We start from the raw sequence: 19,835 nt of genomic DNA, 5'->3' as shown, positions 1-19,835 counted from the left end.
GCGACAATAGCAAGAGTGAACCACCTGATCCCTTCCCGAACTCAGAAGTGAAACCTCTTTGCGCTGATGGTAGTGTGGGGTTACCCATGTGAGAGTAAGTCATCGCCAGCTCATTATTCCAAAAGCCCCGCTCAATAGCGGGGCTTTTTTTATGCCTCAAAAATAATCACTGAAAGAGCCAGAAAAGAAAAAACGTTTTATATACAATTCCTTATTTTTTTTAAATTTTTAGTATTTAAAAGGAATAATGCAAAATATTTAAAACAAAAAAAGAGGGTAAGATTAAAATCATTTAACTATATAACAAGCAGCAGATTTCTTGAATATTTAAAAAATAAGATTTGAGCAAAATATGCAGTGGTATAAGCAGTAGAATAGTTGAAGATACTATGCAAGCTATAAGTAGATTCCAGATAAAATGTGAAAATTACATGCAATGGAACAAATCAATGGTGAACCTGAGGTGCTACTACATGATCATATAGTGATCAGTGTATTTTTATGGATTGTAGGATAGAAAGTCGATTGGATCATAGAATCTTATCCTATGACCAAAAAGTATTAAATATCAAGAAAAGCCAATAAATTTAAAAAATGCAGTCTTGAATCTTACTCTATTTATGGGAGTGGAGTGCTTAAGCGAGCATGAATATTATGAATTGCAAGTGAAATATTCGAGGAGTAGGCAAACTTCAAACTAGTTATTCCCAGCTAATAAAATTCGAAAGAAAGGTGGTGTTTTTTTGCTAATAAGGGTTATGGACGAGTTCTCGTTTATTACAACGGAGCAGAATCTTATATGGTTGTTGAGGTTTTAGAGCTTACAGAGAGTCTGCAAAAGAGATTAAATAAGTAAGCAGAATTGCCTCCTATCTAATTGATAGGAGGATTTCGATTAATTTATAAAGCATCTTTTAAGGTAGTGTGGTGTTGTTTAACTTGTTGGGCATATTTTTCACCTTGTTTTTTCATCTTAAGGTTAGAATTATAGCCTGTAGGTCCAACATTGTAATAAGCAAGAGCTTTAGGCCAACTTCCCGCTTTATTGTTATATGAGGCTAGAATATACGTTCCGCAATTAATATTATGATATTCATCACTTAAATCACCTGGGCATATCTGTTGCCAGTAACGTGGAATTACTTGAGTGAGGCCCACAGCACCAGCTGGTGAAATAGCATAGTTTCTATAGCTAGATTCTTGTCGAATCATAGCCGCTAATAGTAAGGGATCGACAGCATATTTTTCTGCACTTTGAATAATCATTGGTGATACACGATTTGCAGTATCTGGCGCAACAGCATATGCTTTTTGAATACCTGTAGATAATTTAGCAGATCGTTTAGCGACTGAGCCCCCATTAAAGGAAGTACAACCGGTAAAAGCTAAAGTAGTAATGACGATAGCTATTGATTTAAATGAAAAAAAATGAACAGAAGGGAGTTTTAAACGTAGGCTCGATAAATGATGCGTAATTAACAAGGTTAGAAACCCAAAGAAAATTTTATTGAAGTTATGCTAGTGGTCTGGGCAGAGCGAGTCAAGAGCCAAGGCTTTGTATTATTCAAATGATTTATGAAGTATTTTTATAAGTTGATCTTTGAGTGATTAAAATTTTAAACTTATGAAAGAACGAGTTCCATTATATTAATGGAACTGATCTTCTTAGTATATTTAATCAATCCATCTCATGCAAAATTGCCTGATTAAATGCCAGAATATCATCTGGGCATCGAGAAGTAATTAAAGGCCAGTTATTGGTATTACAACGATGGACTTCTTCATTTACCCAATTTGCACCGGCATTTTCTAAATCCAGTTTTATACTTTTATAAGAAGTTAAATTTTTATCTTTAATTCTTTGGGCATTAATCAATACCCAGGGCCCATGACAAATGGCTGCAATCGGTTTTGCATTGTCAGTAAAGTGCTGAATAATTTTATGAGCATCTTCATTTAAACGTAAGGTATCTGCATTTACCGTTCCACCCGGAATTACTAAAATATCATAATCCTCTGGAGAAACTTTAGATAAAGTTGTTTGCGGTGTATAAGCGGTTGTAGGTTCCTTATCACTTTTAACTGTTTGAACATCCTTTAATTCTTCTGCGGCATGAATCACTTCAATACCTTTTGATTGTAAAAATTCAAATGGTTTAATCAACTCATCTTGTTCTACGCCGACATTAGAAGTAATAAATAATGCTTTCTTAGACATGTTAGTGATCCTGAATTACTTATTGAATATTCAACCTTAACAAGCTGAACGGATGAAGCTGTACAGATTTTGGCTTATTCTTGTTAAGGTTTGAAAATTCTTGGTAAAAATAAGCCCTATCATCATAACGGGGCTTATTTGATATCAGTTGCAAGGTATAACTCCTGTTTTACCCTTATCCTTCCTGCTTATATCGTTAATTGTTTTTATTATGGAAACATCCTGCTTCCTGATCTTTTAATCATAAGGTGCATACTAGTTCTAGCATAGGCGTCAATAAATACTTTCTGTGTAAGTAAATGCTGACGTGATTTATAAATAAATTGAGTTAATAGAGAAGATCTCACTTTAAAAAGTATTATTTTACAACTGAGACAGGTTTGAAAATGTAGAAAAATTACAATCGTTTTTCCATCCAGATCTCACATGCATGACTATGTCCAGTGTTACCTTTGGGATGATTTAGATACTCAAAACCCAATTTTTCATAAAGTTTGACTGCTTGCCAAAGTTCTTTGGTCGTTTCTAGGTAACAAGATTGGAAACCATGCTGTAAAGTAAACTGAAAGGCTTTTTCCAGAAGTTGCTTAGCAAATCCTAGACCGCGTATTTCGGGCAGAAAGTACATTTTTTGAATTTCTAGAATGCTAGGATCCCCTTTTAAAGGCGATAAACCACCACCACCTAAAATTTCACCCTGTTCATTTTCAATCACCCAGTATTGAGCATTAGATTGCTGATAAACCGTGTATAAGTCATCTAAAATGGGGTCAGCTACAGCAAAACCTGATTCAGGAGCAAGTTCAAACTCTTTGGAAACTTCGCGAATAACACGTGCAATTTCAGCATTATCTTGTGCTTGAATAGGTCTAACTTGATACATAAGCTTAAATATATAGAAATAAAAAGAGATGGATTTTTATAGCGCTATATCTGATAAAAATCCATCTTTTGGCCAATTTTATGCTTTGAAAAAGCGAGATATTATTTTAACTCACTTGAACTCTTGCCCAATTCCCGACGGGCAATAATGAGTTGTTGAATCTGTTGTGTGCCTTCAAAAATATCGAGGATTTTCGAGTCACGTGCCCATTTTTCCAATAACTCTTCTTCGTTATAACCTACACTTGCAGCAAGTTCTACGCATTTTAAAGTGATTTCATTACACATTCGTCCAGCTTTTGCTTTGGAAATGGAAGCTTCACGTGAGTTGGGCTTTTTATTATCTGCCATCCAAGCTGCCTTCATGGTAAGTAAGCGAGCCGCTTCCCACTCCGCCTCCATCCGGTAAATTTGTGCTGCAATATAAGAGGTTTGCAAATAAGGAGTAGCATAATTTTCATCTAATTGATCTTTAAAAATTTGTTTAATTCTTTCTAAAGAGGCTTTTGCACAACCGACCGCCATTGCAGCAACTAAAGGACGAGTATTGTCAAAAGTTTCCATTACACCTGCAAAACCTTTGGCAATATCAATTTCAGCATGCCCCAGCAAATTTTCTGCAGGTACTCGGCAGTCGATAAAGCTGATGACAGCCGTGTCGGATGCTTTGATCCCCAATTTATGCTCCAGACGTTCTACCTTCATGCCAGCTGTTCCTTTTGGAACGACAAAGGACTTAATAGCGGCACGTCCAAGTTTTTTATCCAAAGTTGCCCAGACCACAATCGAGTCTGCACGCTCACCAGAAGTTACGAAAATCTTTTCGCCATTTAAGATATAGTCATTACCGTCTTTTGTGGCTGTAGTATGAATGGCAGCAGAATCTGATCCGCAGCCGGGTTCAGTAATCGCCATTGCGGCCCATGTGCCTTTCAAACGTTCCAGCTGTTCGTCATTTGCCACAGCTGCAATGGCAGAATTTCCTAAACCCTGGCGTGGCATGCTCAGTAATAATCCGGTATCTCCATAGCACATCTCGATCACTCCAAGTACTGTAGACATATTGACGCCATTTTTATTGCCGACTTCAGTGTTGCCACGTTTTCCGACAGCAGCTCCGGCATTAATGCCTTCGCCACCTTCATTCATGCCATCAATGAGTGAGGAAAACATGTCGAGTTCCTTAGGATAGTGGTGTTCGGCTTTGTCATACTTACGTGAAATGGGGCGTAATACATTTAAAGCTGATTCATGAGCTTGATCAATCAACATTTTAAATTTTTTAGGATTTTGTAAATTCATCTGCATAATTCCTTATTTTTATAAATTAAGCATGTAGGCCTGACTGTAAGATAGCTGTAGCACGTAAATCACGATACCAACGTTCAACCGGATGTTCCTTAGTAAATCCGTGACCACCCAGAATTTGCACCCCATCGGTACCAATTTTCATGGATTTCTCGGCGCAAAGTAAACGTGCTAGATAGGCTTCCCGATGGAAAGGTTGGCCTGCCTCAGCCAGACTGGCAGCATTTAGAATCAACATACGCATGGCATCAATTTCAATCGACATATCTGCAATCATGAAAGCCACACTTTGGCGATGTGAAATAGGTTCGCCAAAAGCTGTACGTTGATTGGCATATTGAATACAGTAAGCTTTTACTGTTTCACAGGTTCCCACAGCCATCGCACACCACATTAAATTCCCTAAATCTAAAAAAGCAAAATAATTAAAGTCATCATCACCTAATAATTCAGCTGGGGTATGATTGAGATGTAATGTCACGGTTTCTGTAGCTTTCAGGCCCATTGCTGGACTTTTTTTTGCGGTAATGCTGCTATCGCGTTTTACGATGAAAACTTCGGGTGAGCCATTCAGTTCAGCATTTACCAGAAATAGATCGGCAGTTTCCCCCAATAAAACTAAAGTTTTTTCTCCATGAAGGGTGTATTTCCCATCAATTGAATTCGCTTTGGTTTTTAGCTTAAAAGGATTGAAGGCAGCGGTTGCTTCTTGTATCGCAAATGTCGCGTGAATATCCGCATCATTTGCAAAACCAGGTAAATAGGTGGACTGAATTTTTTCAGAACCCCATTGAGTAATCGCATTAATCACGCTAAAGGTTGAAAGTAAGCCTGCCGTTAAACTGAAATCGCCCTTAGCCAAATGTTCAGCAATGAGGATATTACTTAAAATATTTTTTTCGGTTGCCACTCCACCCAGAGCCTCTGGAAGTGCGTAGTAATTTAGTCCCAAGTCTGTTGCATGTTGCCACAATGCTAGGGGAAACTTTTCATCTTGGTCAGCTTGAGCTGCCAATGGATAAAGCACTTCTGATGCAAAATGATCCATCACATCGCAGGTCATTTGTTGTTCTTCAGTCAGGTTTAAGTCAAATAATGCTTTGTGTTGATTCGGTAAACGTTGCTTGCTGACATGAGAATCTGCTTTAAATACCTTTTGGGTTTTACTTAATGTTTTAAAACCAATTTTTGAACCTTGATATAAAGATTTTTCAATAAATTTACGTAGTTTGAGTTGATCAAGAACCTCGCTACCTGCAATTTTAGTGATCAGTGATAGCCCAAATCCTTGTGCCTTATTTACCATATTGGTCATTGTTATCGTCCATCAATTTTCGATTCTTTGTATTTTTATGCTGACATGGGGAGATCGAAATGACTATGTCGTGGCTGACAATTTAAATTGACTTGGATGGGTGGTTTGAAATGAATTTTAAATTTATTAAATAATTGAATAATATTTATTTTTAATCATTATAAGAGCGGGTTGGGAAGTGAAAATTGACTAGAATGACAAAAATGTCATCCTAGTCAGCAGTCACTATAAAAAATTTTCGACCATTTTGCGCACATTGGTTTTTGCATCGATCACGGTCATAAAGGTATATGCGCCAATGAATTTACGACTAATAAACATAAATTCTTTCGGTGGCACGCTGAAATAACGCGATGCCATGGATTTAGAGGCACGTTGCATCACACGACTATGCAACTGGCTCTTTTTCCAGTCATAACGTTGCTGCTCATCCATGACAGCTGAAGGTAAGTCCGGATTATTTGCTATTGTACTAAAGGCCTCAGTGGCCAGTAAAAATACTTTTGCCATATCTGGTTTAATACTCTGCGGAATTGAATCAAAAAATTCATAACCTGTCATGGCACGAACCATTTCATCAAGATCATGATGATAACCGGCTTGAATCAAATTGCGTGCAACACTCAGCAGGTGCTCATCAAATTGACGAATGGCACCAAAATCTAACAGGACAATTTTATCTTGGCTATCTAAACCATTGCCCAAACGAACTAAATAATTACCAAAGTTTGGGTCGGTCTGCATTTCACCCCATTCAAAAATTTCACGTACCGCAATCTCGAGAGAAGCTTCACCGAGCTGGTTGCGACGTTCTTGAGGCAGAGACAACATGACAGGGCTATTGATTGGTACGCCTCGTTCAAAAGTCATGCATAAAATTTGATCGGTACAATATTCGTCTACAATCTGCGGCACGATATAACGTGGATCATCTTTTAAACGCTCAGCGAAACGACGCGTGGTCGCAGCTTCAATGTCATAATTTACTTCACGGTGCAACATTTCACGAACTTCATCAAACCACTGATCAAATTCACGTGTTTGTGGCACTATGCGAGTCAATTTAAGCATATTTCTAAACAGACTCATATCTGAATCAATGGCGGCCGCTACACCTGGGTATTGGATTTTGAGTACAATTTCCAAACCATCTGATTTGCGTGTCGCGCGATGTACCTGAGCTAAAGATGCAGTACCGAGTGGTTCATGATCAATCGTTAAATCATTGAGCTTAGAACCCAGTTGTTGTTCTAGATGCTGTTTAATTGCAGGCCAAGCAAGAGCGATGGTTTGGTTGTTTAAAGTATTCAGTGCTTGAGTAATTTCTTCAGGTAAAAAATGTTCGCCATAAAGCGCCATCATTTGCCCAATTTTAACGATAGAACCTTTGAGTTTGCCAATTTCAGAAACAAGATAATCTGCCTGTTCTTTCATGGCTTTTTTACGTTTCTTTTCTTTTTCTGCTTCACTGGAAAACATGGTGGTCGCACTCGAGGCGGCCCATCGCGTTCCTGCCAGTAAGGATGCTTTAGCGATAGATAAACGTCGATCCATAGAGGAGGTTTTGAGTTGTTTAAGCTTATCGTTCTGATCTGACATTAAACAAAATCCTTTAATCAGCAAGTCGCAGAATAATTAATTGTAGCGGATATTACCGTGTATTCACGTATTAAAAAAGTTCAACCTGCTGTACAGGGCATTAATATGTCTAATATTTAATTTATTTCCCATAAAAGCTTCAGTCTTAGAAGAGGGAAACGCTTTTCACATGAGTGAACTAAATGAGTTACTCGCACCGGTATGAGCGTTGAGAAGGATATCCACACTAAAATTGTGCTGTATATAAATTGGACGAATATTTACATGCGGAATTGAATTTTAATGTCACTTTTGTGCTGCAATATGGTTTTATGAGTTTGAAGATGTTTAAAAATCATGGCTTGCACGGTGCCATGTTTAAAACCCAAGGCATAACCTTTGACAATAATAATACTCGGTAAACTGAAAAACAGATATTTTGCATCATCTTCGGAGGGTGTGGGATAAATTGTATTTTCGATTAAGACTTGTTGAAAAAATTGTTTCTCGCTTTCAACTTGGGCAGAATGGGTATCATTCCAGTAGTTTTGGCGCATTGCCATTAAATTATTGTGCTTGTAGCTCATAACAAGAAGTATTTAGAAAATAATGAGAACTATATAAGGTCATTTTAGTCAGATTCAATAGCCAAAATGTTGCAATGTTTGTTGTGCGTTGGCTTGAACTGCGGTGATATAGGAATCTTCACAGCTTTGTTGTAGTATTCCTAAATAAATAAAATGAATATTATTTAAAATTGAGTCATTTAAGACAGGGGAATATGATGCGATTTTTAATGCCAGTGATTTTCAGTATGGCTGTTTTGGGTTCAACTTCAGTTTTAGCACAAGGATATTCTGACGAATATAACAAATGTCTTAACACATCTTATGGTCAAACTGAAACAGTCAAAAAATGTGTAGAGAAAGAGTTGAAAAATCAGGAAAAACTCCTCAATAAATATTATAAAAATTATTTAAAAAACAGTGGAAATAACCAAAGTAATGTCGAGCAACAACATCAACTTTGGTTAAAACGTGTTAATCAGCAATGCTATTTAAAAGTGACCTCGAGCTTGCTTAAAGTCAAACAGGAAAAATGTATTTTGGAAATGACGATGGAACGTGCTTACTATTATCAAATTAAATAAATCGCTTATAGATTATTGTTTTTAATCTGCTTGAAACGTTATAAAAAACCAATAAAACAAGGTATCATAAGGCGTTTTAAAAAATTTCACCTTGGAGATGCCTTAAGTGGATCAACTGACAATTAGCCCTGAACATTTACAGGAAGCCGCTGAAAACTTAACAACTATTCGTGATTTTATCCGTTTTGGTGTTTCAGCTCTACGTCAATACGATGCACACTTAGGTCAAGGTACAGAAGACTTTTTTGCAGAAAGTTCGGCTTTAGTATTGCAAACACTGGCACTGGACTGGAACGCAAATCCAGAAATTTTAGATGCCAAATTGTTACCAAGTGAAAAAGCAGAATTTATCAGTTTGCTGGAACGTCGTATCAATGAAAAAGTGCCGACTTCATATTTGTTAAATCTAGCATATTTCTGCGATAAACCTTATTACGTAGACGAACGTGTACTTATTCCACGTTCACCGATTGCAGAATTGATTAATCAACGCTTTGCGCCTTATTGCCTCGATGAAAATGGTCTGGTGCGTGAAGCGTTAAACAATCTTCCTGAAAATGATCATCCGCAAATGCCGCGTCGTATTTTAGATATGTGTACCGGTTCGGGTTGTATCGCGATTGCATTAGCTTATGCCTTCCCTGAATCTGAAGTGGATGCAACCGATATTTCTAAAGAAGCTTTAGAAGTGGCATCGATTAACGCTGAACATCACAATATGCAATATCAGGTTGCATTGATGGAATCAGATTTGTTCGCAAAAATTCCTGCTGAAAATCAATACGATTTAATCGTGTCTAATCCTCCGTATGTGGATGCAGAAGACATGGCTGATTTACCGGCTGAATTTTTACATGAGCCAGAACTTGCACTTGCTGCAGGTCAGGACGGTTTGGATTTAGTTCGTAAAATGTTGGCGCAAGCTGCAGATTACTTAACTGAAGATGGCTTGATTGTCATTGAAGTGGGTAATTCTGAATGGGCAATGAAGCAAAACTTTAATACGGTTGATTTCCATTGGTTAACTTTCCAAAAAGGTGGTTCGGGTATTTTTGCTTTAACCGCAGAGCAATGCCGTAAATACCGTGATTTATTTGTACAATCTGTTCAAGCATAAGGAGTTTTGAACATGGCAGGTAATAGTATTGGACAACTGTTCCGTGTAACGACTTGTGGTGAATCTCATGGCGTGGGCCTGATGGCAATTGTCGATGGTGTGCCGCCTGGGATCGAACTGACTGAAGCAGATTTACAAAAAGATTTAGACCGCCGCAAACCGGGTACCTCTAAATTCGCGACCCAGCGTAAAGAGCCGGATGAAGTGGAAATTATTTCAGGTGTATTTGAGGGTAAAACCACAGGTACATCCATCGGTTTATTGATTCGTAATACGGATCAAAAATCCAAAGACTACGGCAATATTGCGCAAACTTTCCGTCCCGGTCATGCTGATTATACCTATACCCAAAAGTATGGTTTCCGTGATTACCGTGGTGGCGGTCGTTCAAGCGCACGTGAAACTGCGATGCGTGTGGCTGCCGGTGCAATTGCAAAGAAATATCTGGCTGAAAAGTTTGGTATTAACATTCGTGGTCATGTCACACAAATTGGTACGGAAAAAACCGAAAAATTAGATTGGAATGAAGTTCCAAATAATCCATTTTTCTGTGGTGATATCGATGCCGTGCCACGTTTTGAAGCTTTAGTGACTTCATTACGTGAACAAGGTACAAGCTGTGGTGCGAAACTAGAAATTCTTGCGGAGAATGTTCCAGTCGGTTGGGGCGAGCCAGTCTTTGACCGTCTGGATGCGGATATCGCGCATGCCATGATGAGCATCAATGCTGTTAAAGGTGTGGAAATTGGTGATGGTTTTGCTGTTGCAGAACAGTTTGGTCATGAATCGCGGGATGAATTGACTACAGAAGGTTTCCTGGCCAACCATGCCGGCGGGATTTTGGGTGGTATCTCCAGTGGTCAAACCATTCGTGTGGCGATTGCCCTGAAACCGACTGCAAGTATTACCACGCCGGGTAAAACCATTAATATCGGCCGAGAAGATACGGACGTATTGACCAAAGGTCGTCATGACCCGTGTGTCGGTGTTCGTGCGACACCAATTGCAGAAGCCATGTTTGCGATTGTGTTGATGGATCACTGCATGCGCCATCGTGCACAAAATGTCGATGTCATTGCGCCATTTGCCCCGATTTAAATCTAAGTATCTCGTTAAGGCTACGAGATTTAATGATAAAAAACCAGACTTTAAGTCTGGTTTTTTTATTGCTAAAATTTTACTCGATGATACTTTGTGATAATTTTCTTTTAATTCAAATTTTTAGAAAAATAATGAACTCATTAAGATATAGAACCGGAAATTTAAATGATATCGACAACCTAATAGGCTTGATTAATTAGGCATATTGCAAGAATACTGGTTCTAGTTGGACCAGTGAACAAGATATTGTTGCTGGAGATCGAATCAATCAACAGCAATTATTGCAAAGTTTAAAACAAGAGAATTTCTATCTGTTTATAGCTGAAGCTATTGAAGATGTGCAAACACATTTGGTGGTATGTATAGGCTTAACATTCAAAGCAGATCATATAGAAATTGGAACGTTTTGTGTAGCTTCAGCTCAAAATCAGGGTATTGGCAAACATGTTTTAAAATATGCTGAGAAAATGGCAATAGAACACTGTCCTACATTAAATCATTATGAAATGTGGGTGCTGGATAGCAGAACAGAACTGATTCAATATTATGCACGGTGTGGCTATGCTAAAAAGCAGCATACCGAACCTTATCCCATTCATGCCAATGTAGGACAACCCTTGATTGATTTGCAATTACAACAGATGTCAAAGTCGGTGCTCAGTAGTATAAGTTAAGCACTCAAAACAGTACATAACCTTAAAATAATAGCCTAAGCTATACCATTGAATTAAATTGGTTATAATTTTAAGTAATTAAAAAATATATTTATTTATATCGCAATAACTGTGCTTAACAAATAAATCAATTTAGTGCTCGCGCATGGTATAAAAATTGCTCATATTAATATAAGAAAATTATTGCAGGAGAGATGTTCTTCTGTGAACACGCCGAAGGAGCAACGACCCCGGAAACTCTCAGGCAAAAGGACTGTAATAATTTCAAAAATCTGGAGAGAAGCATATAAGAAAATATGCTCACCGAAGGGGATGGTCAGCGTTAAAATTTTAACGTCATGATCGAAGCTCTCAGGTAACCATGAAAGATGGGGCTCAGAAGAAATGTATACACATTTCCAGGGAGTGTCGTATGTGTCATATCGTTGTGATCGGGGCAGGCATTACCGGTGTTACTTCTGCCTATGAGCTGGCGAAATTGGGTTATAAAGTTACCGTTATAGATAAACATTTATATCCCGCCATGGAAACCTCATTTGCCAATGGTGGACAGCTCTCTGCCTGTAATGCAGAAGTCTGGAATCAAAAAGCCACGGTACTGAAAGGTATCAAGTGGATGTCCAATAAGAATGCACCACTATTACTTAACCCTTCATTTGATGTGCATAAATATGGCTGGTTAATAGAGTTTCTTGGCAATATTAAAAATTACGAAGCCAACACTCGCGATACTGTGAAAATGGCGCTATTAGCCCGTGAGCGTTTATTTGCTGTGGCTGAACAGGAAAATATTCAGTTTGATTTGGAAAAGCGTGGAATTCTACATTTTTACCATAGCAAACTGGATTATGAAGTGGCGACTCGGGTAAATACTTTGCTTATTAATGGTGGTCTAGAGCGAATTGCAATTACACCGAGCGAAATTAAAAGCATAGAGCCAAGTTTGAAGGGTGAATATTATGGCGGTTTTTATTGTCCCGGAGATGCCACAGGCGATATTCATAAATTTACCAAAGGGCTTGCCGAAGCATCTGAAAAATATGGGGTGAAATATATATTTGGTATGGAAGTGACCCATGTAAAACATCATCCCAATGGGATCACTGTGCTTTACCATGCCAGTAATGAAAATATGCATCTAGATGCAGCTTCAGTTGAATCCTTGGAAGCGGATGCTGTAGTGGTTTGTGGCGGTGTCGGAAGTTGTCACTTGGCAAATTTACTGGGCGATCGGGTCAATATATATCCAGTCAAGGGTTATTCAATTACGCTAGATTTGAATGATGAGGGCAGCATCAAGAATGCACCATGGGTAAGCCTGCTTGATGAAAGTTCTAAAATTGTGACTTCACGTTTAGGGGCAGATCGTTTACGCGTTGCAGGAACGGCAGAATTTAATGGTTATAACCGGGATATACGTGCAGATAGAATTCAGCCCTTAATTGATTGGGTGAATAAAAATTTTAATATCAGTACTGAAAATGCTGTGCCTTGGGCAGGTTTAAGACCAATGATGCCCAATATGATGCCGATTGTACGCCGTGGAAAGCGTGAACGGGTTTTTTATAATACTGGACATGGCCATTTAGGTTGGACTTTGTCTGCGGCGACAGCGGTGATGATTAGTCAGCAAGTGGCTTCGCAACATCCGGTTTAATTACATAGAAACTAAAAAGTGCAACGTGATATGTTGCATTTTTTTTGCCAGTTTAATATATGATTATCAAAAGATTTTCGTGAGATGTAAGATAATGAACAAAGTTTGTCCAGTAATTCTTCGGAAAAAAAATCAAATATTGGAAGTTTTACTTTTCAAACATCCGACAGCGGGTATTCAGCTTGTAAAAGGTACAATTGAGAGATCAGAACGAATTTTTCAGGCAGCTATACGTGAATTGTATGAAGAATCGGGGATCGTTGTGGAAGAACAACATTGTTATGATTGGGGATCACATCAAATAAGCAATCAAACGTGGTATTTTATTTTTTGTGATACCTTAAGTCAAAATTTAAAGGATCAATGGAGTTATGAAACATTAGACGATTATGGGCATCGTTTTGAGTTTTTCTGGCAAAATATTAATGCATATAACCTTCCAGATTTACCTCCCAAATATGTACAAGCTCTAGATTTGATCAGGCAAAAAATGAATCTGTATGTTAAGCAATAAAAAAGCGCTAATATTTAATTTCCAAAATCACTCATTATATTAGAATAATTAATCATAAATCCGATAGACACCTACAAAACGTTCACAGCCTTTTTGCTCAGTTTTAACCGATAAAATGGCCTTATTAAAATCAAACTGGTATTTGCAATCATGTTCGTTATCCATGATTTCACTTTTCTTATCGGGTGTTGTATAGGCCAAGAAAGGAATGGTTTGTGTTTCTAATTTATTGTTCGGGTTGCGGTAGGCGATGCCTTCAATTTTAATTCTGTCTTTAGTGAGTTGATGGACTTGTAAATGTACGGGTTGACTGGCAATTTTCCCATTTTCAAATTTTAAATAATGATTAGTTAAACTCTGATTTAACGAGGTATAAAAATTCAGATCATCAGTACGCAATTCAAATTGTTGCTTATAACAATTTAAACTTTTACATTGCTCTAAACGCTTAAACCATAAAGTGTGGGTATCTTCTAATAACTGAACCGGTGCATCACTAACCAAAAAAGCAGTCATATAGTGATTGGTCAATTTTTCCCGCAATTCGGTAAAACTTTCGGCACAAATCTGTTTCATTGACGACGTATTCGGACTAGAACAGTCAATTTTTTGAGCATGAGCCAAAGTTGAGCACAAACAGCCAATACTGAATAATGTGCATAATGTTTTAATGAGATTAATTTCGGTATTCACCAGCATGATCGCTTATAATTTCACTATGTTGCGCTGCTGTAACTATAGCGAAATAGAAAGCGTAAATACAATATTTCAATCATTTATTTCTTAAGGATGCTTAAAGTGGTCGCACAAATTCGAATTGGTCAGGGAATGGATGTACACGCTTTTGAAGAAGGTGATTTTGTCACTTTAGCAGGGATTAAAATTCCGCATACCCAAGGCTTAAAAGCCCATTCAGATGGTGATGTGGTATTACATGCTTTATGTGATGCTTTATTGGGTGCGCTGGCTTTGGGAGATATCGGACAGCATTTTCCAGATACCGATGCAAAATTCAAGGGAGCGGACAGCCGGGGATTGCTTAAACATGTTTATCAACTGATTTTAGACCGCGGTTATGTGTTAAATAATGCCGATATTACCGTGGCATGTGAACGCCCAAAACTGGCAAAACATAATCTGGAAATGCGTCAAAGTATTGCAGATGTTCTGGATGTACATGTTACCCAAATTAGTGTGAAGGCAACCACCACAGAAAAGTTAGGATTTACCGGACGTCAGGAAGGAATTTTATCGACCGCAACCGTGTTAATTTCACATCAGCCAAAATGATCTGGATGCATTAACGACTGCTGTAATTCTTGGGTACCCTTGCGACCTTGCAGTTGTAGGGCTACTGCATGAATGAGACCTGTCCAGGTTTCATTCGGCTCCCAAATGCTGTGCATCAGTTCCTGCGCCGTAGGCATGTCCATATCCATATAGTACTGACGATATAAATACATCAAACAACTGACATGATAATTCTTGCTACAGTGAACCCAGACCATTTGATCTTGGACTAAATGATTGAGCAGATCTAATATCAGTAAACATTGATCATCCGAAGGGGTGTCTGGTGAAATGGGAAACTGAATATAATTTAAGCCTAAATCCAGACAAATCTTATCTTCATGGTGTAAATGCTGCTCTGCATCAGATAATGCCAGATTGACAATAGTCGTCACGCCGTATTCTTTAATCAGTTTCAACTGTTCAGCAGAAGGCTGAGCTGACGTGAATAAATGTTCGTGAATAAACTGGAAATTTTCGATGTGGCTCAATGCATTTTCAATTTCATTCATGAGAGAAAATTTTCCTAAGGTTAAAGTAGAAACGCCATCTATCTAGATGGCGTTTTAAATCTCTTAGCGATTTGATAAAACGTCTTTGAGGGCTTCATGCATATCGAGCAGGGCTTTTTCAGTGGTTTCCCAATCGATACAGCCATCAGTCACTGATTTGCCATATTCAAGATGATCCAGATTGTCAGGAATATCTTGACGGCCGCCTTTAAGATGACTTTCAACCATCAGACCAACAATGGACTTGTTACCATCCAGAATTTGTTCTGTAATGTTTTTCAATACCAGCGGTTGCAAGTATGGATCTTTGTTTGAATTGGCATGACTGGTATCAATCATGATTTTGTTGCTGACTTTGGCTTTGGCTAAAGCATTCTCAGCTTCTGCCACAGAGCCTGCATCATAGTTCGGCTTGCCATTACCACCACGAAGCACCACGTGTGCGTATTGGTTGCCGCTAGTACGAATGACAGAAACCTGACCTTGATCATTCAGACCGAGGAAGCTATGACCGTGTTTAACTGATTGCATGGCATTGGTAGCCACTGTTAAACCACCATCTGTACCATTTTTAAAGCCTACAGGTGAGGATAAACCTGAAGACATTTCACGATGCGTCTGGCTTTCGGTAGTACGTGCGCCAATTGCTGACCATGAAATTAAATCTTGATAGTACTGCGGTGAGTTCGGATCAAGTGCTTCAGTAGCGCAAGGTAATCCTTTTTCATTCAGTTCAACCAAAAGCTGGCGACCAATGCGAAGACCTTTTTCAATATTGAAAGAGTCATTCATGTCGGGGTCATTGATTAAACCTTTCCAACCAACAGTGGTACGTGGTTTTTCAAAATAAACACGCATCACAATATAAAGGGTATCTTTAATTTTTTCGCTTAAAAATTTCAAACGATTTGCATACTCATGTGCAGCAACTGTGTCGTGAATTGAGCAAGGACCAATGACTACAAATAGACGATTGTCTTTCCCATCAAGGATATTGCGAATGGTTTCACGACCTTTTAGTACGGTTTGATAGGCATGTTCAGTCAGAGGTAACTCTTTTTTTAATTCAGCAGGAGTTACCAAAGGCTGAATGCTTTGTACATTCACGTCGTCGATGTCTGATTGGATAATAGGATTTGACTGTAGTGTATTCATTGCCGTCACTGGTTCGATCATACAAAAGTTTATTCTCAATCTGAATATAACACGAATATATGTTCACCATGTTATAAAAAAGATCAATATATAGGTCAAAAAAAAGTGATGAATCGTATAGTTAAATTAAACTTTCATCGATTTTTCAATAATGATCACTTGCGCTGTAGCTGGTTTTTCTACAGGTTTTGCTTTTACCGGATGAAGTATGAAATTCATGCCTAAGGCGAATAAGGTAATCCCCAGAATCTTACGGATAATTTTTTCTGGCAGACGAGAGCTGATTAAAGTTCCAACCACAATGGCAGGAATTGAACCGACTAACAACCATCCAAGTAAATGTAAATCTACATTACCCGAGCTCATGTGTCCAAGTCCTGCGACTAAAGTCAAAAGCACGGCATGGACGACATCGGAACCAATAATACGAATCATCGGTAAATTCGGGAACATCAACACCAGTGCCATGATGCCAAATGCCCCTGCACCGACTGAAGAAAGGGTCACAAATATACCCAGTACAATGCCCATAATCACAATATACGCACGTTTGTCTTTTGCCCGAAAATTGACCTTTTCTAAATCTTGAGTCATATCCAAAGCTTCATTTTTACGGAATTTGTTAAAGAAGCGTTCAATGTGACTACGGAACATAATTGACACACCGGTTAAGGTCAACATAAAGCCCAATACCATGGTCAAAACAGCTTTATAACTGCTTGAGTGGCTAAGATAAGTGTCTAAAACCCAATGGGTTGCAAGCGAGGCGGGAATACTTCCCACTGCAAGCCAGATCACAATTGGCCAGACAATATTCATTTTTTTTGCATGAACTAAAGATCCGCAGAATTTAGAAATTGCGGCATAGAGCAAATCGGTACCAATCGCGATATGAGGCTCGATTCTAAACAGGCTAATCAGGATGGGGGTCATTAATGAACCACCGCCAACACCCGTAATCCCAACACAGAAACCGACCAAAACACCTGCTAAAATAAATTCCAGTGGACCAAACATGGTTATATGCCAAATATCAAAAAACGTGCTTATGTTATGACTTTTTCATATAAGTCGTTGTCTTGATTATTGATTTGCTTATGCAAAAAAATGAAATAGAAAAATAGCTATTCTTAGAAAACAGAATTTAATTTGAATTTTTTCATATTTAAATTCAGGTATTGTTACTTCTGAAAAGATTTAAGTTCATTCATAGATAAAATAAAGATAAAAATCAGCGGGGTGGAAAATATCCAGAAACTGACAAACCCGATTGAAGCACCTTCTTTTTGTATAAAAATGAATAGCGCTAGTATCAATGAAAGCAGGCAAACAACGCGTGTAGTTTGTGGATATACGAGCAAAATAGACCACTTAGACAGTCTGGTTTTTTTAATTTGTTTTTCACTGACCTGATATAAACCCCAAACGCCTAACAGAATGAACAGAAAACTAAAGAGAATATTCATCAGCAGCCTTCCTCTTTATGTTCAGGTTCCACTATTTTAAGTTTGGTTCTTATCCTGCTTTGCGCTTTGTGCTGAATAGGAGTGATATTTCTATAAAGAAATATGGCTAATAAACCGAAAATAAGAATAAATAAATCAAGTTTAAAAAATATCCAAAAACCTGTAAAGTTTGGAATGAGGTTTTGCTGAAGAAGAAATAAAAAATTAAAAACAGGTAAACAGAAAGCCAAAGCAATAAAAATCCCCAAGTTTATTTTCCAGAGATATTGTTTTTTAATGCATAAACTCATTCCAAAAATGCTCAGCCAAATGATAAAAAAACTCATCACTTCATAATTTTGTGAACTTTGAATTAGTAAGCCGATCCGGTTTGCATAAAAGTAACCCAATACCGCAATCGGCAAGCCTACAATTGCACTGATATTCAGCCGTTGCACCAGATAATGTCCAACATGGAATTTTTCAGTTTTAGTTTGTAATTGCCGTTTTAAACTCCAGAGCAGTAAACCTGATGCCACCATCACACAGCCGAGTAAACCCGAAAAAAACAGCGCCAGACGAAGCAGGGGTTGGGCAAAGGTTGCCATATGCAGTCCATATACGCCGGCATTAAGTGTGGCAATCGCACTATCATTTTTAGTGCTGGATAATTTTTTTCCCGTGATTGCATTCAGGGTGATTTGTGCCTGATTACGGGTAATCGAGTGATCTTTAGCTTCGGTAAAAGTAATTTGTGCATGTTCGGTATTTGGATTTTTCACATGGATGGTGCTGTACTCAGTTTTTCCCCATTCACGTTGTAGCGGTTGCATCAAATTGTGAATAGATTGCATTTGAGCAGGTGAGTTGTTTTCAATTTTAGGAGTAATTTTAGCGTTAATTTCTTCGAAATACTGAAAATTATTTTCAGAATAAAGTTTCTGCATACCCCAAGGTAAATATAAGTAGAAGAAAATGGCCAAGCCGGTAAAAGTAATGGTTAGAAAGAAGGGTAAGGCAATAACAGAGCTGACATTGTGAAAATCCAAATAAGAGCGTTGTCCTTTAAATGCACGTAATGTAAAGAAATCAGTCAGAATCTTTTTATGGGTGATAACCCCGGAAATAAGAGCAATCAGCATGATAAATGCTGCCAGTGAAACGATTAACCGGCCAACTAAAATAGGCACGCCAAACAGTTGAAAGTGGAGTTGATAGAAAAAATCTCCGCCTTGTGTTTGTGCCAGATTCAGCTCTTGTCCTGTATTTGGATTTAAAGTCTTGTTTTCATAAGCGCCGTCGGAGCTTTGCCAATAGATTTGGTTTACCGGTTTTTGCTGGTTCGCGACATTCATAAACCATGTCTTGGCATCAGGCGCATGTTGTTCTAAATACTGATATGCCGTGCGTATTGCGGTATCTTGATTAACCTGGATGCGGGCAAGTGAGGGCTGCATCCATAAACTAATGTCATGACGATAATAAGACAGCGACCCCATCAAAAAGATGGCAAACAATAACCAGCCAAAAATCAGACCTGTCCATGAATGTAACCAAGCCATAGATTGACGTATCGATTTTTGCATGACTTAACCTGCGATCCGGTAAATAGCAGCCAGACCAGTAGCCAAACTAATGCTGATCAAACTTAACTTAGGTAAAGATGGAATGCAGAAACTGCTAATGACAAAACTGACAAAGAATAAAATACTGATGAATGCTGCCAGATAGATCGCTTCTGCTTTTGAAAATAGAAGATAAAACAGTACCGTTAAGTTGCTGGCTAACAATGCGGTGCAAGCATAACCGAGCAGAAAGGCGATGATAAAGCGGTAGAGCACAGCAAAGCGATATTGAACGGTACTGGAAATCATGAGCATTCACTCGCATGAAACAGATAAAAAAGAACCTAAGTCAGT

General features: G+C 38.3%; 20 protein-coding genes, 1 rRNA gene and 1 riboswitch. Of the genes, 8 read left to right on the top strand and 13 right to left on the bottom strand.

Annotated features, from left to right (window positions below):
* A 5S ribosomal RNA gene (gene rrf, locus E0H89_RS12535) occupies positions 1 to 111 on the top strand; the annotation flags it as partial.
* A 789-nt stretch (positions 112 to 900) separates the two neighbouring features.
* Here rrf and E0H89_RS12530 read toward each other — a convergent pair.
* The 7 genes from E0H89_RS12530 to E0H89_RS12500 all read right to left on the bottom strand — a co-directional run bounded on the left by E0H89_RS12530 (position 901) and on the right by E0H89_RS12500 (position 7,888).
* The gene (locus E0H89_RS12530) at positions 901 to 1,482 is read right to left on the bottom strand and encodes a lytic transglycosylase domain-containing protein (protein WP_502698408.1); all 582 of its coding nucleotides are present in this window, start codon (positions 1,480 to 1,482) and stop codon (positions 901 to 903) included.
* Positions 1,483 to 1,678: 196 nt separating this feature from the next.
* Positions 1,679 to 2,218: a type 1 glutamine amidotransferase domain-containing protein gene (locus E0H89_RS12525; protein WP_131217597.1), complete on the bottom strand. Its 540-nt coding sequence runs from the start codon at positions 2,216 to 2,218 to the stop codon at positions 1,679 to 1,681.
* A 397-nt stretch (positions 2,219 to 2,615) separates the two neighbouring features.
* The gene (locus E0H89_RS12520; RefSeq protein WP_131217596.1) at positions 2,616 to 3,101 is read right to left on the bottom strand and encodes a GNAT family N-acetyltransferase; all 486 of its coding nucleotides are present in this window, start codon (positions 3,099 to 3,101) and stop codon (positions 2,616 to 2,618) included.
* Between the two features lie 101 nt (positions 3,102 to 3,202).
* Positions 3,203 to 4,402: an acyl-CoA dehydrogenase family protein gene (locus E0H89_RS12515; RefSeq protein WP_131217594.1), complete on the bottom strand. Its 1,200-nt coding sequence runs from the start codon at positions 4,400 to 4,402 to the stop codon at positions 3,203 to 3,205.
* Positions 4,403 to 4,427: 25 nt separating this feature from the next.
* Positions 4,428 to 5,714 (bottom strand): acyl-CoA dehydrogenase family protein, encoded by a 1,287-nt coding sequence (locus E0H89_RS12510; protein ID WP_171459164.1) that lies wholly within the window; start codon positions 5,712 to 5,714, stop codon positions 4,428 to 4,430.
* A gap of 234 nt (positions 5,715 to 5,948) precedes the next feature.
* Positions 5,949 to 7,322, bottom strand: a complete 1,374-nt coding sequence (locus tag E0H89_RS12505; RefSeq protein ID WP_131217590.1) for an ABC1 kinase family protein — start codon at positions 7,320 to 7,322, stop codon at positions 5,949 to 5,951.
* A 260-nt stretch (positions 7,323 to 7,582) separates the two neighbouring features.
* Entirely contained in the window at positions 7,583 to 7,888 is a 306-nt protein-coding gene (locus E0H89_RS12500) for a hypothetical protein (RefSeq protein WP_131217587.1), read from the bottom strand.
* Between the two features lie 197 nt (positions 7,889 to 8,085).
* Between E0H89_RS12500 and E0H89_RS12495 the strand changes: the two genes are divergently transcribed.
* From E0H89_RS12495 to E0H89_RS12470, 6 genes are all read left to right on the top strand, one after another.
* Complete coding sequence (locus E0H89_RS12495) at positions 8,086 to 8,451, top strand: lysozyme inhibitor LprI family protein (RefSeq protein WP_165494057.1); 366 nt, start codon at positions 8,086 to 8,088, stop codon at positions 8,449 to 8,451.
* Between the two features lie 106 nt (positions 8,452 to 8,557).
* A complete protein-coding gene (gene prmB / locus E0H89_RS12490; protein WP_131217583.1) occupies positions 8,558 to 9,568 on the top strand; it encodes a 50S ribosomal protein L3 N(5)-glutamine methyltransferase in 1,011 nt (336 codons plus the stop codon).
* Between the two features lie 12 nt (positions 9,569 to 9,580).
* On the top strand, positions 9,581 to 10,666 hold the full coding sequence (gene aroC, locus E0H89_RS12485) for a chorismate synthase (RefSeq protein WP_131217581.1): 1,086 nt from the start codon (positions 9,581 to 9,583) through the stop codon (positions 10,664 to 10,666).
* A 248-nt stretch (positions 10,667 to 10,914) separates the two neighbouring features.
* Positions 10,915 to 11,343 (top strand): GNAT family N-acetyltransferase, encoded by a 429-nt coding sequence (locus E0H89_RS12480; protein ID WP_284702746.1) that lies wholly within the window; start codon positions 10,915 to 10,917, stop codon positions 11,341 to 11,343.
* A gap of 176 nt (positions 11,344 to 11,519) precedes the next feature.
* Positions 11,520 to 11,609, top strand: a riboswitch (glycine riboswitch).
* A 146-nt stretch (positions 11,610 to 11,755) separates the two neighbouring features.
* Positions 11,756 to 13,000 carry a D-amino acid dehydrogenase gene (locus E0H89_RS12475; RefSeq protein WP_131217580.1) on the top strand — a complete coding sequence of 415 codons (1,245 nt, stop codon included), beginning with the start codon at positions 11,756 to 11,758 and terminating at the stop codon, positions 12,998 to 13,000.
* A 94-nt stretch (positions 13,001 to 13,094) separates the two neighbouring features.
* On the top strand, positions 13,095 to 13,514 hold the full coding sequence (locus tag E0H89_RS12470) for an NUDIX domain-containing protein (protein WP_131217578.1): 420 nt from the start codon (positions 13,095 to 13,097) through the stop codon (positions 13,512 to 13,514).
* Between the two features lie 48 nt (positions 13,515 to 13,562).
* On the opposite strand, the gene E0H89_RS12465 is transcribed toward E0H89_RS12470, so the two are convergent.
* On the bottom strand, positions 13,563 to 14,213 hold the full coding sequence (locus E0H89_RS12465; protein WP_131217576.1) for an A1S_1983 family putative colistin resistance protein: 651 nt from the start codon (positions 14,211 to 14,213) through the stop codon (positions 13,563 to 13,565).
* Between the two features lie 99 nt (positions 14,214 to 14,312).
* On the opposite strand from E0H89_RS12465, the gene ispF reads away from it, so the two are divergent.
* Positions 14,313 to 14,804: a 2-C-methyl-D-erythritol 2,4-cyclodiphosphate synthase gene (ispF, locus tag E0H89_RS12460; protein ID WP_131217574.1), complete on the top strand. Its 492-nt coding sequence runs from the start codon at positions 14,313 to 14,315 to the stop codon at positions 14,802 to 14,804.
* Here ispF and E0H89_RS12455 read toward each other — a convergent pair.
* From E0H89_RS12455 to E0H89_RS12435, 5 genes are all read right to left on the bottom strand, one after another.
* A complete protein-coding gene (locus E0H89_RS12455; protein WP_131217572.1) occupies positions 14,792 to 15,316 on the bottom strand; it encodes a protein tyrosine phosphatase family protein in 525 nt (174 codons plus the stop codon). The genes ispF and E0H89_RS12455 overlap by 13 nt on opposite strands.
* Positions 15,317 to 15,379: 63 nt before the next feature.
* Positions 15,380 to 16,471, bottom strand: coding sequence for a 3-deoxy-7-phosphoheptulonate synthase (locus E0H89_RS12450; RefSeq protein ID WP_131217603.1), 1,092 nt, complete (start codon positions 16,469 to 16,471; stop codon positions 15,380 to 15,382).
* A 126-nt stretch (positions 16,472 to 16,597) separates the two neighbouring features.
* The gene (locus E0H89_RS12445; RefSeq protein ID WP_131217570.1) at positions 16,598 to 17,488 is read right to left on the bottom strand and encodes a sulfite exporter TauE/SafE family protein; all 891 of its coding nucleotides are present in this window, start codon (positions 17,486 to 17,488) and stop codon (positions 16,598 to 16,600) included.
* Positions 17,489 to 17,936: 448 nt separating this feature from the next.
* The gene (locus tag E0H89_RS12440) at positions 17,937 to 19,502 is read right to left on the bottom strand and encodes a PepSY-associated TM helix domain-containing protein (protein WP_131217568.1); all 1,566 of its coding nucleotides are present in this window, start codon (positions 19,500 to 19,502) and stop codon (positions 17,937 to 17,939) included.
* 3 nt (positions 19,503 to 19,505) lie between these two features.
* Positions 19,506 to 19,790 carry a hypothetical protein gene (locus tag E0H89_RS12435; protein WP_502698407.1) on the bottom strand — a complete coding sequence of 95 codons (285 nt, stop codon included), beginning with the start codon at positions 19,788 to 19,790 and terminating at the stop codon, positions 19,506 to 19,508.
* Between the last annotated feature and the right edge of the window lie 45 nt (positions 19,791 to 19,835).

Origin of the sequence: Acinetobacter sp. ANC 3781 (assembly GCF_004331285.1) — a bacterium.
Taxonomy (GTDB): domain Bacteria; phylum Pseudomonadota; class Gammaproteobacteria; order Pseudomonadales; family Moraxellaceae; genus Acinetobacter.
Note: the sequence above shows the minus strand (reverse complement) of the source record. Positions and strands in the feature narration are given on the sequence as shown.

Excerpts from the sequence above, each read along its gene's own strand:
- E0H89_RS12450 (WP_131217603.1), bottom strand. The coding sequence starts at position 16,471 with ATGAATACACTACAGTCAAATCCTATTATCCAATCAGACATCGACGAC.
- E0H89_RS12455 (WP_131217572.1), bottom strand. The coding sequence starts at position 15,316 with ATGAATGAAATTGAAAATGCATTGAGCCACATCGAAAATTTCCAGTTT.
- E0H89_RS12515 (WP_131217594.1), bottom strand. The coding sequence starts at position 4,402 with ATGAATTTACAAAATCCTAAAAAATTTAAAATGTTGATTGATCAAGCT.
- E0H89_RS12500 (WP_131217587.1), bottom strand. The coding sequence starts at position 7,888 with ATGAGCTACAAGCACAATAATTTAATGGCAATGCGCCAAAACTACTGG.
- E0H89_RS12505 (WP_131217590.1), bottom strand. The coding sequence starts at position 7,322 with ATGTCAGATCAGAACGATAAGCTTAAACAACTCAAAACCTCCTCTATG.
- E0H89_RS12475 (WP_131217580.1), top strand. The coding sequence starts at position 11,756 with ATGTGTCATATCGTTGTGATCGGGGCAGGCATTACCGGTGTTACTTCT.
- E0H89_RS12445 (WP_131217570.1), bottom strand. The coding sequence starts at position 17,488 with ATGTTTGGTCCACTGGAATTTATTTTAGCAGGTGTTTTGGTCGGTTTC.
- E0H89_RS12510 (WP_171459164.1), bottom strand. The coding sequence starts at position 5,714 with ATGGTAAATAAGGCACAAGGATTTGGGCTATCACTGATCACTAAAATT.
- E0H89_RS12520 (WP_131217596.1), bottom strand. The coding sequence starts at position 3,101 with ATGTATCAAGTTAGACCTATTCAAGCACAAGATAATGCTGAAATTGCA.
- aroC (WP_131217581.1), top strand. The coding sequence starts at position 9,581 with ATGGCAGGTAATAGTATTGGACAACTGTTCCGTGTAACGACTTGTGGT.
- E0H89_RS12495 (WP_165494057.1), top strand. The coding sequence starts at position 8,086 with ATGCGATTTTTAATGCCAGTGATTTTCAGTATGGCTGTTTTGGGTTCA.
- E0H89_RS12470 (WP_131217578.1), top strand. The coding sequence starts at position 13,095 with ATGAACAAAGTTTGTCCAGTAATTCTTCGGAAAAAAAATCAAATATTG.
- E0H89_RS12440 (WP_131217568.1), bottom strand. The coding sequence starts at position 19,502 with ATGCAAAAATCGATACGTCAATCTATGGCTTGGTTACATTCATGGACA.
- E0H89_RS12435 (WP_502698407.1), bottom strand. The coding sequence starts at position 19,790 with ATGATTTCCAGTACCGTTCAATATCGCTTTGCTGTGCTCTACCGCTTT.
- E0H89_RS12465 (WP_131217576.1), bottom strand. The coding sequence starts at position 14,213 with ATGCTGGTGAATACCGAAATTAATCTCATTAAAACATTATGCACATTA.
- E0H89_RS12525 (WP_131217597.1), bottom strand. The coding sequence starts at position 2,218 with ATGTCTAAGAAAGCATTATTTATTACTTCTAATGTCGGCGTAGAACAA.